Origin of the sequence: Anabaena sphaerica FACHB-251 (assembly GCF_014696825.1) — a bacterium.
Lineage (GTDB): Bacteria > Cyanobacteriota > Cyanobacteriia > Cyanobacteriales > Nostocaceae > RDYJ01.
In genome coordinates this window covers 224,150-240,588 of record NZ_JACJQU010000004.1, presented here as the reverse complement: position 1 = coordinate 240,588, position 16,439 = coordinate 224,150, and the positions used below count along the sequence as shown (strand labels likewise).

General features: G+C 36.6%; 8 protein-coding genes. 5 read left to right on the top strand and 3 right to left on the bottom strand.

The window, feature by feature from the left end:
• The first annotated feature begins 85 nt into the window (after positions 1–85).
• Genes H6G06_RS09930 through H6G06_RS09915 form a run of 4 tightly spaced genes read left to right on the top strand, consistent with a single transcriptional unit; the run spans position 86 to position 5,409 of the window.
• Positions 86–1,285 (top strand): hypothetical protein, encoded by a 1,200-nt coding sequence (locus tag H6G06_RS09930; protein ID WP_190559557.1) that lies wholly within the window; start codon positions 86–88, stop codon positions 1,283–1,285.
• Positions 1,286–1,292: 7 nt separating this feature from the next.
• Positions 1,293–2,696, top strand: coding sequence for a DUF2079 domain-containing protein (locus H6G06_RS09925; protein WP_190559556.1), 1,404 nt, complete (start codon positions 1,293–1,295; stop codon positions 2,694–2,696).
• A gap of 43 nt (positions 2,697–2,739) precedes the next feature.
• Positions 2,740–4,125: a DUF2079 domain-containing protein gene (locus tag H6G06_RS09920; RefSeq protein ID WP_190559555.1), complete on the top strand. Its 1,386-nt coding sequence runs from the start codon at positions 2,740–2,742 to the stop codon at positions 4,123–4,125.
• Positions 4,126–4,137: 12 nt separating this feature from the next.
• Positions 4,138–5,409 (top strand): mannosyltransferase family protein, encoded by a 1,272-nt coding sequence (locus H6G06_RS09915; RefSeq protein ID WP_242039649.1) that lies wholly within the window; start codon positions 4,138–4,140, stop codon positions 5,407–5,409.
• A 27-nt stretch (positions 5,410–5,436) separates the two neighbouring features.
• Here the strand turns inward: H6G06_RS09915 and H6G06_RS09910 are convergent, their stop codons facing one another.
• Together H6G06_RS09910 and H6G06_RS09905 are read right to left on the bottom strand one after the other, a co-directional pair.
• A complete protein-coding gene (locus H6G06_RS09910) occupies positions 5,437–6,966 on the bottom strand; it encodes an ArnT family glycosyltransferase (RefSeq protein WP_190559554.1) in 1,530 nt (509 codons plus the stop codon).
• A gap of 2 nt (positions 6,967–6,968) precedes the next feature.
• Entirely contained in the window at positions 6,969–9,407 is a 2,439-nt protein-coding gene (locus tag H6G06_RS09905) for an ArnT family glycosyltransferase (protein WP_190559553.1), read from the bottom strand.
• 1,186 nt (positions 9,408–10,593) lie between these two features.
• Here H6G06_RS09905 and H6G06_RS09900 point away from each other — a divergent pair.
• The gene (locus H6G06_RS09900) at positions 10,594–11,502 is read left to right on the top strand and encodes a polysaccharide deacetylase family protein (protein WP_190559552.1); all 909 of its coding nucleotides are present in this window, start codon (positions 10,594–10,596) and stop codon (positions 11,500–11,502) included.
• A gap of 114 nt (positions 11,503–11,616) precedes the next feature.
• Here H6G06_RS09900 and H6G06_RS09895 read toward each other — a convergent pair whose 3' ends face one another.
• On the bottom strand, positions 11,617–16,323 hold the full coding sequence (locus H6G06_RS09895; RefSeq protein WP_190559551.1) for a glutamate synthase-related protein: 4,707 nt from the start codon (positions 16,321–16,323) through the stop codon (positions 11,617–11,619).
• Between the last annotated feature and the right edge of the window lie 116 nt (positions 16,324–16,439).

Genomic DNA, 16,439 nt, shown 5'->3' with positions numbered 1-16,439 from the left:
GTAAAAATTTTAGCAAGTAGATGATGGTAATATATTACCTTACTTCTATTAGTAGAAAATTTACCAGGCTAGAATTATAAGTTTTATGATAATAACTGCAAACAAGAGATTATTAAAGTTAGTTAAACATAAGTTTGATAGGATTCTCAACTATCTGCGATCGCCAATTCCTAGATACTTATTTATTGGTATTATATTCGCTGTGATATTGAGATTAGTTTGTGTTCCTAATAAATCAGTAGATTATAAATATTTTTTAGATCCTTGGTATGATTTCATTGCCTCTCATGGCGGATTTAATGCCTTAAAATATAGTTTTGCTGATTATACCCCTTCCTACCTTTACTGGCTTGTAATTGCCTCTACCATGCTTTCTGGATTGCCGAAAATTCTGGCAATCAAACTTTTTGCTATGACTGTTGATTTTATTTGTGCATTTTTCACCTATAAAATTGTCAAACTAAAATATCCAGTAGGTAAAAGAGCAAATTGGGCATTTTTAGCAGTTATATTAAGTCCCACTGTAATTTATAATAGTTCTCTTTGGGGACAATGTGATGTTATTTATACAACAGGATTAATTGCTTGCATTTACTTTTTATCAATTCATAAACAAATTCCGGCATTAATTAGCTTTGGTATAGGAATTTGTTTTAAGTTGCAAGCCATGTTTTTATCACCTTTATTATTAATTTTATTGGTAAAAAAAAGAATATCTTGGTATTATTTACCAATAGTTCCGCTAGTATATATAGGGGCAATATTGCCAGCTTGGTTTGCTGGTAGACCTATGAAAGAATTGCTATTGGTGTATTTTGATCAAGCTAATAAATATAAAGAACTAGCTAAAAATGTACCTAATCTTTATCAATGGATTCCTAACGAGTTATATAATATTGTTGTGCCGATAGGTTTACTATTAACTGTATTTTCTATATTTTTGTTAGCATATCTTGTATATAGAAGTAACCTAGAAATAACTCAAGATAGACTCATATACTTAGGTACAATATCAGTTTTGTTTATGCCATATATCTTGCCTAAGATGCACAACAGATATTTCTATCCTGCTGATATTTTATCTATTATATTTGCCTTTTATTTTCCTCAATATCGTTGGGTTTCTATAGTTGTGCAAATGTCATCTTTTGTTAGTTATTTGGAAACACCTATCTATATAAAAATTGCTTCTATAATTTTAGGGTTAACAATTTTTGATGTTATGAGAAATTGTGAAATGATTTTTCCACAACCAATCTATAAAATCCCCTTAAATTTTAAATAATATTGTTATGATAATTGATATTAAAAAAATAATAGAAAACCTTCCAAATAATAACAGTTTAGCTTTAATTATTCCCATTAGTACATTGCTCTTATTTATATCTAGTATCCTCAGACATGAGTTATTTAATTCAGGTGGAGATTTAGCATTTTTTGATCAATGTGTTTACTTAATTAGTCAAGGTAAACAGCCAATTTCTTCTATACTCGGTTTTCATGTTTTAGCTGATCATGCTGCTTGGATTCTATATTTTTTGGCTTTATTGTACAAAATTTATCCTAGCGTTTATTGGCTATTTGCAGTCCAGTCTGCTGCTTTAGCTTTAGGTGCTTTACCTACATATTTTTTGGCATTGCAAGCGGGTTTGGAAAAAAGTCAAGCAATAGTAATGGTAACAGTGTACCTACTCTATCCTCTGATATATAATGCTAACTTACTTGAATTTCATCCAGATACAATAGCTGTTCCTGCACTTTTGACGGCTGTTTTAGCTGCAAGAACGAAAAAAATTGTTTGGTTTTGTGTAAGTGTTCTGATAGTGTTGGGATGTAAAGCTGTACTTTCCTTGACAGTAGTAGCTATGGGGGTTTGGTTGCTATTGTTTGAGAAGCGACGGTTATATGGTGTGATCGCTATTACGAGTGGTATAGCATGGTTTTTGATTGCTAACAAAATCATTATTCCTTTTTTTGGCAATGAGGCAGCATTAATTAACCGTCATCTTTATCGCTATAGCTATTTAGGAAAGTCATTTTATGAAACATTACAAATTATCCTGTTTCAACCAAAAATTGTTTTTAGTAACATTTTTACACTGATAAATTTAGAATATTTATTTTATTTATTAGTGCCTGTAATATGGGCTTTAAGACCCAAATATATGATAGCCTTGATAGGCGCAATTCCTTGTTTAGCTTTAAATTTGATTGCTGATCATCCCTCCCAAAAAAATTTGATCTGGCATTACTCGTTACCAATAATTCCATTTTTAATATTAGCCTTAATTTCCAGTCTAGCAGCAGGTAAGGCTTGGATACAAAAAAAAGCAATTATTTTATGGTCGTTATTTTGGTTCTTAGTATTAGGTAAATTTGGCTTTTTTACCTCAAAATATCTTAAAAATTTATATAATTGGCAAGCTACCAAGGAAGCAATATCTTTAATTAAAACTCAAGATAGTGTTTTAACTACAGATATTATTACTCCACATTTAACCCATAGAGAATTAATTACTTTTCACTATAATCTTAATGAATTAAATAAGTTTAATTACATATTGATAAATGTTCGTAACTCAGATCGGGCTGCAAGTGCAGAAGATTATGATAATTTAGTCAAGCAATTAAAAACAATTTCACTATTTGAATTAAAATTTAAAAAAGATGATGTATACTTATTTATACAAAAATAGAAACATCTGGAATTAAATTCATCCGCGAATGTGATTAAATGACATGAAACCTAAGTCTAAGATCAGTCCTATTAGTTTGATTATTGGCATAAGTGCCTTAGTTTTATTTATCTCTGGTAGTTTAAGACATGAATTGTTCAATTCCACTGCTTTTGATTTAGGAATTTTTGACCAAGCAATTTATTTAATTAGTCAGGGAAAAGAACCAATTACTACGATACAAGGATTTCACATTCTTGGTGATCATGCTGCTTGGGTTCATTATATTTTGGCAATACCCTACAAAATTTACCCTAGCGTCTATTGGCTATTTATTGTGCAAGCACTGGCTTTAGCTTTAGGTGCTTTACCTACATGGTATCTAGCTATTCAAGCAGGATTAAAAGAAAGTCAAGCTATAGCAGTTGCTACTGCTTACTTGTTGTATCCAGTGGTATTTAATACTAATTTATTTGATTTTCATCCTGAAGTTATTGCTGTACCATTGCTTTTATCCGCAGTTTTATTCGCACGATTGCAAAAATTAATTTGGTTTTGTGTATGTTTAATTTTCATTTTAGGATGTAAAGCCGTATTATCTTTAACAGTCGCAGCGATGGGACTGTGGTTGATCTTATTTGAAAAACGCCGTTGGTTTGGGTTATTAGCTATTATTCTTGGTGTGGCTTGGTTTATTATCGCAACTAAGTTAATTATCCCAGTTTTCAGTGGTGCCGAAGCAGCAGCCGTAGGACGTTATAGTTATTTAGGTAACTCTGTTTTTGAGATTGCTAAAAATTTAATCTTTCAGCCTGGATTAATATTCAGTAAAATCTTTTCTCTTGATAACTTGGGATACTTACTATTATTATCAGCACCAATAATATGGGGTTTATCTACTGCTAGTTTAATTCCCTTGGTTGGCGCTCTTCCTTGTGTAGCAATCAACTTAATAGCTGACTATCAACCTCAAAAAGATTTAGTTCATCAATATTCATTACCAGCTTTACCATTTTTGATATTGGCCGTCATTGCTAGTCTTGCTGTTGGTAAGGGATTGCTACAAAACAAACGTGGGATTATTATCTGGTCTTTAATTACATTTCTGTGTTTAGCTAAATTCACCCATTTTACAGGTAAATATTTAGAGTCTATAGATAATTGGCAAGCTACAAGAGAAGCAGTGTCTTTAGTAAAAAAACAAGGCAGTGTTTATACAACAGCGCAAATTACCCCACATTTAAGTAACAGGGATTTAATAAAATATACCAACGTTGGTTATCAAGAACAAGATTTAAATATTTTTGATTATGTTTTGTTAAATGTTCGTCATCCTGGATGGGCAAGTAATCAAGAATTTGCTCAAAGCTTAGTAAGTCAATTAAACAATAATTCAGAATTTAAATTGAAATATGAAAAGGATGATGTCTACTTATTTGAAAATCAATAAATCTTTGCATATATGTTGATATTCAAAAAGATTAATTTCACTACAAATGATTTATTTTTCATCATGGCAATGTGGCTATCTAGTAGACTTCTAATAGCTGTTGCTATGTTAATCATTGCTCCATTCTTTCCGACTCCATCAACTGGCGTTGCTGCCACTTTTAGTTGGGATGTTTTCCACGCTTGGGACAGTGTTTGGTATGAAAAAATTGTCACTAATGGCTACGATTTTTCTAGTGATGTAAAACAAATTCATACAGTAGCTTTTTTCCCGTTATTTCCATTGTTATGTCGTGTATTAATGACAACTGGTTTACCTTTTAAAGTGGCAAGCACTTTGGTGAATAACTTAGCATTTTTAGCTGCCTTGATACTACTTTATTTCTGGGTAGAGGAGCTTTACGGCACAAAGGCAGCAAGATGGGCAACAGCAACTCTAGCATGGTGTCCTTATTCTCTGTACGGGACTATCATTTACACTGAAGGTTTGTTTTTATTATGTACCACAGCCGCTTTACGATCTTTTGATCAAAAACAATATATTTGGGCAGCTTTCTGGGGTGCATTATCTACGGCAACAAGATTACCTGGAATTACACTCATACCGACTTTTTTGTTTGTTTCTTGGAAATATCACAGAGGTATAAAAGCCTATATTGCCAGTTTAACTACTGGACTAGGTATTATTCTTTATAGCTTATATTGTCACATTCAATTTGATGATGCTTTGGCTTTTATCCATGCACAACAAGCATGGAGAGGAGATGCAAAGGGTTTTGCTTTGCAAGGTTGGTGGCAAATGCTAATGCAAGTAGTTATAGGTTTCAATAATTGGAAGTATGGATATATTAAAGAACCTTGGCATCCATTATTTTTTTTAATAATTATTGTCAGTGCTTACTTATTATGGCGCTTTCGCTTACAGCTAGGCTTGATGAAAGTAGGTTATGGTTTTTATTTTCTGTGGTTATTAATTTGGTTGTTAGCTGGAGATGAATTGTTTAAAATTGTAATCATTTTCGGAGGAATATATTTACTCTGGTTTTTTCGGTCTAAAATTCCTCTTGTTACCTTTGTTTATGGGATGTGTTCCTATGGCTTAATTTTAAATACTGGAATTACTGTTTCTGCTGAACGATACGCTTACGGTATTGTATCCCTATCTATGGCCTTCGGTTTATTGCTTGAACGCTATCCTCGTCTAAGATACCCAGTTATGTGTTTTTTTGCAATACTAATGGTGACATTTTCTATACGATTTGCACGAGATTTATGGGTGGCTTAGAGGAGCAAATTAACTAAATATTATGGCTTATTTATTTTGTGATAAAATCAAAGTAAAATTTTCAGCATTACCTAAAACTTGACTCCCAGATAAATCTATTTTATCCAAACTCTCATTATCCACCAACAAATAAGACTTATTAGACAACATTTCCTGTAACACTGAAATAGGTACAGCCATAACTTTACAATCACTATAAAAATCTAAACTAGGACGATTATAAGCAAAAGAAGTATAGATTGTTGTTCCCGGTGGAATATGTTGACGAATTAATGCAGCAACTGGTTGAACTGGAAAAGTTTCGTTTAACTCCCAAATCCAAGATTTGGAATTCATTAACAGTAATAAAACTAGATACATCCCCGCAAATAAAACAGGGATAAATTTACGGTTACGCTGATTAATTAACCATGTTGTTATTCCCATCGTTATAGCTAAAACGATGCTCATTAAAACTAACAATAGCTGTTTTTCAACAATGCTAAAATAAACACAACCTCCTAAAGCCACTGTAGTTAAAAATGCAAAAAATCCCATCAGAAATTTTGTTTTAAAATTGCCTTTTTGCCAAAATAAACTTAAATTAGCCCCAATTGCTAAAGCTAAAAATGGATAGATAGGCATTACATACCAGGGCAGTTTCGTACTCATTAAAGACACTATGGCAAAATAAACAATTGCGCCAATTAGAGTTAAACAACCCCAAGCAGTATGACGGTTTTTCCAACTTAAATATAAACCTCCAGGTAGAAATAACAACCAGGGAAAACCATATTTTATTACCTCCAGTACATAATACCAAATAGGACCCGTATTACCTTCAACAGCTTTTCCTAGTCTATCAAAAGCTTGGGATTGAAAATGCACCTCTAAGAAAGTATTACCATAATGTTGCCATTGGGCGAAATACCAGCCAATAGCAGGTAAATTTCCTAAAAGCATTCCTATCCATAAAAATGGATTTTTTAATAGAGATAATTGTTTATTAGCAATTAAAAATAAACCTGCTATTCCTGCTAAAACTACCACTAACATTCCCTTAGTTAGAGTAATTAAACCCAAACAAAAACCTATACCAACAGAATATTTTTTATCATCACGGGTTTTGAGAACACAAAATAACAATAATAGAAAAAATGAAATACTCATACCATCTAACATTGCCAGTCTACCATGACGCACCACAGGCAATAATGTTAAATAAACCAAAGGAGATAATAAAGATGGTAAAGTTTCTGAAAAAACTAAACGCCCAATTAAGTAAAGTAAAGGAACTCCTAAAGCTGTTAAAAATGCTCCAGGAAATCTGGTAGTCAATTCCTGCACTCCTCCTATGTGATAGCAAACGGCAATTAACCATTGCATCAATGGTGGTTTTAATAAAAATGGCTCTCCTTGTAGAGTAGGATAAAGCCAGTTACCAGTTCGGTAAATTTCTCTAGCGACTATTGCATAAGTGCCTTCATCCCAGTCTCGTAAAGGTAAATTACCTAAACCTATCAGCCATAAAAACAGAGATGCTACCAATAACCTTAGTAACCATTGTTTATTGTGCATACTTAGAAATGAATTAAGGGCAGAAATTTCATGATATTTGTCACAGTTTTTAAGGTTTTTAATTCTGGTATATCTGGTTTTATTTGTTCTGCTATAACTAAATTTGCTTCAGCTTTTCTTGGTTGAAATTCATATAAATAGACAACCGCTAAGTAAACCCAAGTGTAAGGATTTTTAGCATCATATTTAGTTAATTCTGTTAAATTCTGAATCAAGTCTGGTGCTTTGCGCTGTAAAAGTTGTGATAAAACTAGAGTATAACGCCAATTAAGGTTATTTGGTTCGTATTGCAGGTAATAATTAGCTGCAAATTCAATTTGTTTTAAATAATCTTGCGTGGGATCATATTGATTAAAATTATCTATCTGCTCAAATATATTTTCTAACTTACCATTTCGCAATTCCGGTGCTAATTGTGATATGCGGGAAACTAAATCTAAAGGTGGTGAGTTTTCTATGTTTCCTTTATCTATCACATTCACAGTAATATTTTGAATATTTAAAGGTGTAATTTTACCACTTCTTCTATCTAAATAAAGTGCTGATAGTTGATATTTACCTAAAGGTAGTGTTTTAGGTACAAATGTGGATATATTTTCAATTACTCTAAAATTTCCTTGGGGATGACATTTAAAGCCACAGTATAAATTTCCTAATGCAATGGCATGATCATGATACCAAGAGCCTTGCGGATTTTGCCATTTTAATAGTAATAAACCATTTTGTAAATCATCCCATTTACCTGTCATTTGATAAATAACAGGGTTATTTTTTTCTCTAATTAATTCCTTGGCAATCTTAACTATTTCTAGAGTAAATGGTTCATTACTATAACTTAATTGTTTAATTACAACGTCAGAATTTTTCCGATGATATAATCGTAATTTATCATTATTCGGTAATTCCCAATCAGCCTGTAATTTTAAATCAGGAGAAGATTCGACTAAATATTTTAATTTGCGTTTAATTTCTCCTTTTTTTCCTGCTTGTTCTGGTTCATTATCTCTGGTGATGTACCAGGAAAAATAGTCTAAATCTTGGTTGACATCAGCTAGTTTTGTAGTTAATTTTCTCCCATGTACGCGAAAATCTGCTAATTTACCAAAATAGTCGAAAGTAAACTCGTTTATTTGCGGTGTCGAAACCGGAATTATGCCTAAAGTTGAGCGTAAATAAGGAGTTGTTTGGTTAATTTCCTCTATCAATTGAGAAAGTGGATATTTTTTAGCGTCATCATTGGGTAAATGCTTTCCTCCCCATGCTTGAATTAAGGGTAAAGGAAACAGGTTATTAAGTAAAACTATGATACTTAATACCAGACTCGCTAACCTTAGTTTATCAAACCTGATATTTTCTATGAGATTGAAAAAGTGAGACAAAATTAAACTAATTACAGGAAAGCAGGGGAGAATAAATCTAATATCTTTATTTGTACCAAGGGTGCAAAGTATATAACTGCTGACCAGAGAAATTAATAACCAATTTAATCCAGACTTTTGCAAACTGATTTTAATTGCATCTTGAGAAAAATCATGTTTAATGAGATAAACAAATAAAATGCCAAAACTCACAGATAATATTGGCAAACCGACAGTTTCGGGTATAAGTTGCGGATAAAATAACCATCCAGCAATAGTCGTAGCAGCAGGATCTCCTTCCCCTTTTCCGACACTGTTAGCATTTAAGGCAGAAGTGATAATTGTTAACCAATTTAAACTATACCAAGAACCACAAATTAACCAAGCTACAATTAAAGATAAACCTGATTGAATTAGTTTAATAAATTTCCGGTTTTTGATCAAGGTAATTAATGTCCAGATACCAGGAATTAAGATAAAAATAAATCCTGTTGGTTTTGCTAACATGATTAACCCTATTCCTAATCCCAAGCTGATAGTTAACACCCATGATAAAAATCCAGCATAACTATCTTTCCAAATGGTTAAAATGGTAAATGTGAGAATGACAACTGCTGTTAAACCATAGTCTAATAAATAATCTGTTCTGTTAATTCCCAAAATAGGCAATAACAAACAGAATGTACTGGCAGTTATAGCAATCTTTATATTTTTAAATAAATATTTTCCTAGATGATATACAGACAATATAATTATTGCTGAGTAAAGTAAATTAACTAAACTTGCTTGGTCGTATCCCTTGCCAAATAGAAACAAAAAAGGTACAGTACAAATATATACAAAAGGAGCGCGATAACTAGGGGTTAATTGCCACAGAGATAACCACCAATCACCTGAGAAGATATTAAAATTATTAAAGATGTGATAATGACTTAATGCTCCTGTTAAATGTGCGCTTTGATCATGGGCAGGGATGGAGTCATCTAATAAAAACCAAGTTCTATCTATAACTAATCCCAGTAACCAAATTATTAATAAGATAAGATAATCTCTCTGCCATTGATAATGTCTATTATGGTTCATATTTCTAGCCAAAAAAATTATTTTGTCAATATGCATGAATAGTTGAATTTTAAAATATTGATTTGATTGATATATATGTCATAAAATCAAAAAAGCCTGATCAAGAATTTACACTCGATCAATAATAACTGTGAATTAGCCCATCTACTTACTTGTTATCCCAATTGACAGCAAAAAAAACATTACAGAAATGTACCACCGTCTCACTCGTGTGATGGCATAGTTAGACGGTGAAGCTGAACTGATTTTAATTGATGATGGTAGCCGCGATAGCTTGGCTCTCTTCGAGACGCTCCGCGTAGCTTGCTTCCCCCAAAGGGTAAGCCGCAGGCATCGCTCTTTGAGTATGATCCGCTCCCCAATCATAATAATCGAGTGCGTTACCTGAGTCTAGCTGGAAATTGTGGTCATCAAGTCGCAGTCACCGCAGGTTTAAACTTTGTCCAAGATAAAAGCATTATTGTCATAAATATTGACTTACAAGAGTTAACCTCAGCATTGCTGCTCCTGGGGTATTGTAAAACATGAGTTGGTTATATATTTTCCGTATTACTAGGGTACTTGATTTGGACTCAATTACTTTGGCCTAATTACAAGTATTGTGACTCCTGACCTTTTTACTGATACACATAATGATTATTTCCTAATTCTTTATTAATAATTTCATTTTTCCAGCATTCTTGAAGAGTATCTATCTTAACAATTAACTCAGCCTCGATCATGGGAAACTATGATCAGTTGTTTTCTGTCTATCTATTTCATAGACTTATAAAAACAACAAAATGCAGTTAAAAATTAAATTTTTCTTTAAAAAGAAGGAAGGAACTTAAGCACTAAAATATACATCTCCAGTAATGTTACTGATAGTTTGTGCCGTTATTTTGGCGTAGATACTCTATTCCTAAAGTGTGGTTATGTGGAATAATCATTGATTCATTATCCGACGATGTTGACAAAAGTACAAAAGTCACAGATTTCATACTTAAGAAGGTAATTGAATGGTAAATGCTAAACTTTTGGGACAATAAGTATAAATTATGGTGCTAAATTTCGGAATTTCTGTAACTTTGTATCACGCTTTTGATAATTACCAGTAAATAATTGAATATCTAATATCTGGACAAAATGTGTTATAACCTACCGTCAGAAACCTGACCGATGGTTCAACCCTTGAAGGAGCTATGCAGTGGAAAATAAGAAGTCATTTTTTTGGCCGCAGGGAATATTAATTGTATTGCTTTGCTTAACTGGTACTGTGGGCATTGGTTTGATGATGCTTGTCAAGCCAAATGCCTCTGAAGCTCAAAATAGCCAGAATATCAGTATAAATGATATTGTAACTAACATAGGAACTCAGGAGCGTATTGAGCAATTGAAGGCAACAATGCTCACTACTTGGCAGCGGGAAGCACAAGCAAAAGGTATTGCTGCTGATGTGCCATCAAGTTTTCAAGGGGTAACAATTAAGGCGGCTACACTTCCTCCAGATCAGAAAGTGATTGCACTCACCTTTGATGATGGTCCTTGGCCGAAAAGTACAGCCCAAGTGCTGGATATCCTCAAAAAAAATAATATTAAAGGCACATTTTTTGTCCTTGGGCAAAATGTAAAAAATTACCCTGATTTAAGCAGACGAATAGTTGCTGAAGGTCATTCTATTGCTAATCATACCTGGCATCATTGGTATCATCACATGAACCCGCAAACGGCAGCCTATGAAGTTGCCAATACTACAGATATTATTTTTAAGACTACAGGTGTAAAAACCGGTTTGTTTCGCCCACCAGGTGGCAATATGACTAATGGGGTAGCAGCTTACGCAAGAAGTAATAAGTATGCAATTATTATGTGGTCTTCTGACTCAATAGACTATTCTCGTCCTGGTGTACCTAGATTAATCAACAATATATTCAAGGCAGCAAAACCTGGTGGTATTGTATTAATGCACGATGGGGGTGGCGATCGCACTCACACGGTCAAAGCCTTACCAGAAGTTATCAGTAAATTCCGTAAGCAAGGCTATAAGTTTGTCACTATCCCAGAAATGTTAGAAATGCAAGACAAACAACAACAGTTGGTTGCTAAGAAGAAATAGTCAGGAGGCTGAAGAAGCAGGGGGCGGGGTGCAGGAGAGGAGAAAAGCTTTCCCCCTTGCTTCCTGCTCCCTGCTCCTTGTCTTCTTCACTGTCACCTGTCACCTGTCACCTAACTAAACAGAACTTAACTGTTTACTTGCTGTCTCAGATTCAGCATTAGCTTCTGGACTATCAGCTTCTGAAGGTGGCACAACTTGCCAGAATTTGGGTAGATATTCTGCCCAATTTTGTAAAATTAGCTGTGCTTTCGGTGAACCTGTGCGATCGCTATGGGCTTGAATTAACTCATGCAGTTGTTTAGCACCTGCTTCCGTCACCACCCGCTGAATTTTGACAATAGCCTTATTCACTAACTCAGGGAAAGCACCATCTTCATCTAAGAAGTAACTCAGTCCCCCAGTCATACCCGCACCTACGTTACGGCCGACTTTACCCAAAACCACAACCACACCACCAGTCATATACTCGCAGCAGTGATCCCCAGCCCCTTCAATTACCGCCGTACCTTTAGAATTACGTACAGCAAAGCGTTCTCCGGCTAAACCGTTGGCAAATAACACACCACCAGTCGCACCATAAAGACAGGTATTGCCAACAATCACATTTTGTGATGGTTCGTATTGAGCATCAGATGGGGGTTTAATGATAATCTCTCCACCGTGCATCCCCTTACCTACATAGTCGTTAGCTTCCCCTGTCAAAGTCAGAGTTAACCCAGGCAGGTTAAACGCGCCAAAGCTTTGCCCTACACTACCTTGGAAGTTCAGGTTAATTTGCCCTTCAAAACCGCTATCACCGTATTGAGATGCTATAGCCCCCGCTAACCTTGATCCCACCGTTCTATCAGTATTGACAACAGCATAAGTCTTGGTGACAGTGGATTGATTTTTGATCGTCTCTTGAATATCCACATCAGCTAAAATCTGGTCATCTAAAACAGATCCATTGCTGTGGACTTCTTCATGTAACAACCAGCTACGTTCTTGTTTGGCATCTGGTAGCTTAGTTAAGCAGTCCAAGTTAATGGACTGAGTTTTAAGTAGCTTACTATCAGAACGCACAGTTAACAAATCCGCCCTACCAGTCAATTCTGTTAAGGAACGATAACCGAGTTTAGCTAATAGACTACGGACTTCTTCAGCCACAAAATAGAAGAAATTAACCACATGGTCTGGTATACCAGTGAACCTGAGCCGCAATTCTTCCTTCTGAGTGGCCACACCCTTGGGACAGGTATTTAAATGACACACCCGCGCCATAATACAACCTTCAGCAATCATGGCAATAGAACCGAAACCAAACTCCTCAGCGCCCATTAATGCTGCAATTAGGATATCCCAGCCACTCTTGAGACCACCATCGACCCTTAAAGTTACGCGATCGCGCAATCCATTATCCATCAACACCCGATGCACTTCACTCAATCCGAGTTCCCACGGACTACCAGCGTGTTTAATAGAACTCAAAGGAGATGCACCAGTACCGCCATCATGACCAGAAATTTGGATAATATCAGCATTAGCTTTAGCTACACCAGCCGCAATCGTACCAATACCGATTTCTGCAACCAGTTTCACAGAAACCTGTGCTTTCGGGTTAATTTGATGCAGGTCAAAAATCAACTGCGCCAAATCTTCAATCGAGTAAATATCATGGTGGGGAGGGGGAGAAATCAAAGTTACACCGGGTTTAGAACGGCGCAACATGGCAATATAAGGGCTAACCTTTGGACCCGGTAACTGTCCACCTTCACCCGGTTTTGCACCTTGAGCGATTTTGATTTCAATTTGTTTAGCACTGGCTAGGTATCCAGGTGTGACACCAAAACGACCGGAAGCCACTTGTTTGATGGCGCTAGAAGCGGTATCACCATTTCTCAACCCATTCAAATGTGGCAGAGTGGGTGAATGTCCATTTTCGTCAACATCATTTAATATATTGTAACGAACCGGATCTTCTCCACCTTCACCAGAATTAGATTTACCACCAATGCGATTCATGGCGATCGCTAAAGTTTCATGTGCCTCCCTTGACAATGCACCTAAAGACATCCCGCCAGTACAGAAGCGTTTAGCAATCTCGCTGATTGACTCTACTTCTTCGATGGGGATAGATGGGCGATCGCTTACAAAATCCAACAAATCGCGCAAAGCCGTCGCAGGTCTACCTTGCAAGTGCTGTTTATAAACTTCATAATGGTCATATTGCTTACCATCCACAGCCTTATGCAGCGCCTTAACCAGTTCTGGGCTATTGCTGTGATATTCACCACCGGGACGGTACTGAACAAACCCCAGATTTTCTAACTTCTTCGCTGTCAGTTCTGGGAAAGCCTTACTATGGAAAGAAAGCACTTCTTGAGCCAGTTCAGCACAACTCAGTCCACCAATACGGGAAGTTGTGCCTCGAAAACCCAAAGCCAACAAATCGCCACCAATGCCGATAGCTTCAAAGATTTGCGCCGCTTGATAGCTAGAAAGCAGCGAAATTCCCATTTTGGACAGGATTTTCAACAAACCTGATTCTACAGCTTGGCGATAATTAGCGATCGCCTGTTCCAGAGTCAGAGTATTGATTTTACCCCTTTCCATAAACTGTTGCGTTTTCGGATCAGCCCACCAATCCCGCACAGTATCCAAAGCCATATATGGACAAATCGCACCCGCACCATAGCCCAACAAACAAGCAAAATGATGGGTACTCCAACATTGGGCGGTATGCACAACCAAAGAAGTTTTCATCCGCACACCTTCGCGGATCAAGTGATAGTGAACAGCGCCTACAGCCAACAAAGGTGGAATATAGGTAAATTCTGCACTTACTCCCGTGTCGCCACCTTGCTCGGTTGGGGAAATCTTATCACTCAAGATTAAAATTTTCGCACCAGCCCGCACCGATTCCGCTGCTTGTCTTTGTAAAGATTCCACTGCTGCTTTCAACCCATTAGGACCAGCAGCAATAGAAAACAAAGTTGATAACTCAGCAGTAGCAAAACCTGACAGCTTAATTGCTTCTAACTCAGAATCGGTCAACACTGGCGAATCTAGCTTCAGTCTGCGGGCGTGTTCTGGTTTCGGGTCTAATAAATTACCTCTTTCACCCAGTTCTACCGTTAAGGACATTACCAACTTTTCCCGTAAAGGGTCAATCGGTGGGTTTGTCACCTGAGCAAACCGTTGTTTGAAATAGTCATAAAGTAAGTGGGGTTTTTCTGATAACACCGCTAAAGGAATATCATCACCCATACAGAAAGTCGGTTCTGCACCAGCGTTAGCCATCGGCTGAATCACCATTTCTACATCTTCTGTGGTGTAGCCAAAGGCAATCTGTTGTTGAAGTAAAGTTTGTTTATCTGGTTTTGCAACCGTCAGTTGTCCGTTGTCAGTTATATGATGACCGTTACCATTGCCATTACCGTTGACATCTGTGGATTTTACTAACTGTTTCAGTTCTTGGCGGTACTGTTGCAACCAATCGCCATAGGGATGTAACTTAGCAATACGTTGTTTAATTTCCCAGTTCTTCAAAATCTCATTGCTGCTTAAATCCACAGCAATCATTTGTCCTGGGCCTAGTCTGCCTTTTTCCACAATGTCGGCTTCGGGGAATTCTATTACACCCGCTTCGGAAGCAACTACAATATAGTCATCTTTGGTAATCACATACCGAGCCGGTCTTAAGCCGTTGCGGTCTAAAGTTGCACCAACTCTTTTGCCATCACTAAATACCAACAGCGCCGGACCGTCCCAGGCTTCTTGCAAACCGCTGTAATATTCATAGAAATCAACAATCTCAGGATAATTCTGCAAAGAAGGTTGATTTTTGTATGCCTCTGGAACCATCATCATTAAGGCTTCCAAGGGGCTACGTCCTGAACTTACCAGTAACTCTAGCACATTATCAAGGGTCGCTGAGTCGCTACTGTCAATATTTACCAGTGGCTTAAATTCATCAGCGCGACCATTCCAGATTGGATGATCCAAGGTGGCTTCTCGCGCCATCATCCAGTTAATGTTACCCAACAGGGTATTAATTTCCCCATTGTGACCCAGTAACCGCATTGGTTGAGCTAAAGGCCATTTAGGCATCGTATTGGTGCTAAAGCGGCGATGATAAACAGCAAAAGCACATTTGAAAGCGGGATTTTTTAAATCCTGGTAAAATTCTCCCAGCACCGCCGAACGCACCATGCCTTTATAAACAATTGTGCGGCTCGATAGGGAGCAGACATAAAATTCTTCAGAAATATTTTTCGCAGCTTTAACAATGCGACGACGGGTAATATACAATTCTCGTTCTAATTCATCACCGCTTTTATCGGCCGCAGTTAGAAAAACTTGTTCTATTTGGGGTTGGTTTTCTCTGGCTTGCACCCCTAATACTTCTGCACGCACGGGGACTACTCGCCAGCCCAGTACAGTCAATTTTTCCTCAGCCGCCACTTGCTCAAATACGGCTTTTGCTTTTTTGGCTGATTCTTGGTTTTGGGGTAAGAATATCATTCCTACGGCCATGTTGCCAGGACCTGAAACATTAATACCTTCTTGTTGAAACAAATCCCAAGGAATCGCTGTCAAAATCCCTGCACCATCTCCAGAGTCTTGGTCTGCGCTGCAACCTCCTCTGTGTTCTAAGCACGTAAGAGCAGTTAAAGCCTTTGCCAAAATTTCATGGTTGGCAAGATTTTGGCGATGGGCGATAAACCCTACACCACAAGCGTCTCTCTCTTCGACTAACCATCTTTGTCCTTGATAAGTTTCCGTAATTTCCATATCTGACATTGTGATGTTTTGCCCCTGATTCAATGATTGATGATTCATATTCTAATTCCTGAAATTATGGAGTTACTAATTTTGCCACTGTTGCTACTGCAAAGAAAAAAATCTAAATTTAGCGGTCGAAAAATACATAATCACGAAAATTTAGGGAAAAAAAA

What these genes read in the sequence shown, in the direction of transcription:
- H6G06_RS09930 (WP_190559557.1), top strand. Translation starts at nt 86, where the DNA reads ATGATAATAACTGCAAACAAGAGATTATTAAAGTTAGTTAAACATAAG.
- H6G06_RS09925 (WP_190559556.1), top strand. Translation starts at nt 1,293, where the DNA reads ATGATAATTGATATTAAAAAAATAATAGAAAACCTTCCAAATAATAAC.
- H6G06_RS09920 (WP_190559555.1), top strand. Translation starts at nt 2,740, where the DNA reads ATGAAACCTAAGTCTAAGATCAGTCCTATTAGTTTGATTATTGGCATA.
- H6G06_RS09915 (WP_242039649.1), top strand. Translation starts at nt 4,138, where the DNA reads ATGTTGATATTCAAAAAGATTAATTTCACTACAAATGATTTATTTTTC.
- H6G06_RS09910 (WP_190559554.1), bottom strand. Translation starts at nt 6,966, where the DNA reads ATGCACAATAAACAATGGTTACTAAGGTTATTGGTAGCATCTCTGTTT.
- H6G06_RS09905 (WP_190559553.1), bottom strand. Translation starts at nt 9,407, where the DNA reads ATGAACCATAATAGACATTATCAATGGCAGAGAGATTATCTTATCTTA.
- H6G06_RS09895 (WP_190559551.1), bottom strand. Translation starts at nt 16,323, where the DNA reads ATGAATCATCAATCATTGAATCAGGGGCAAAACATCACAATGTCAGAT.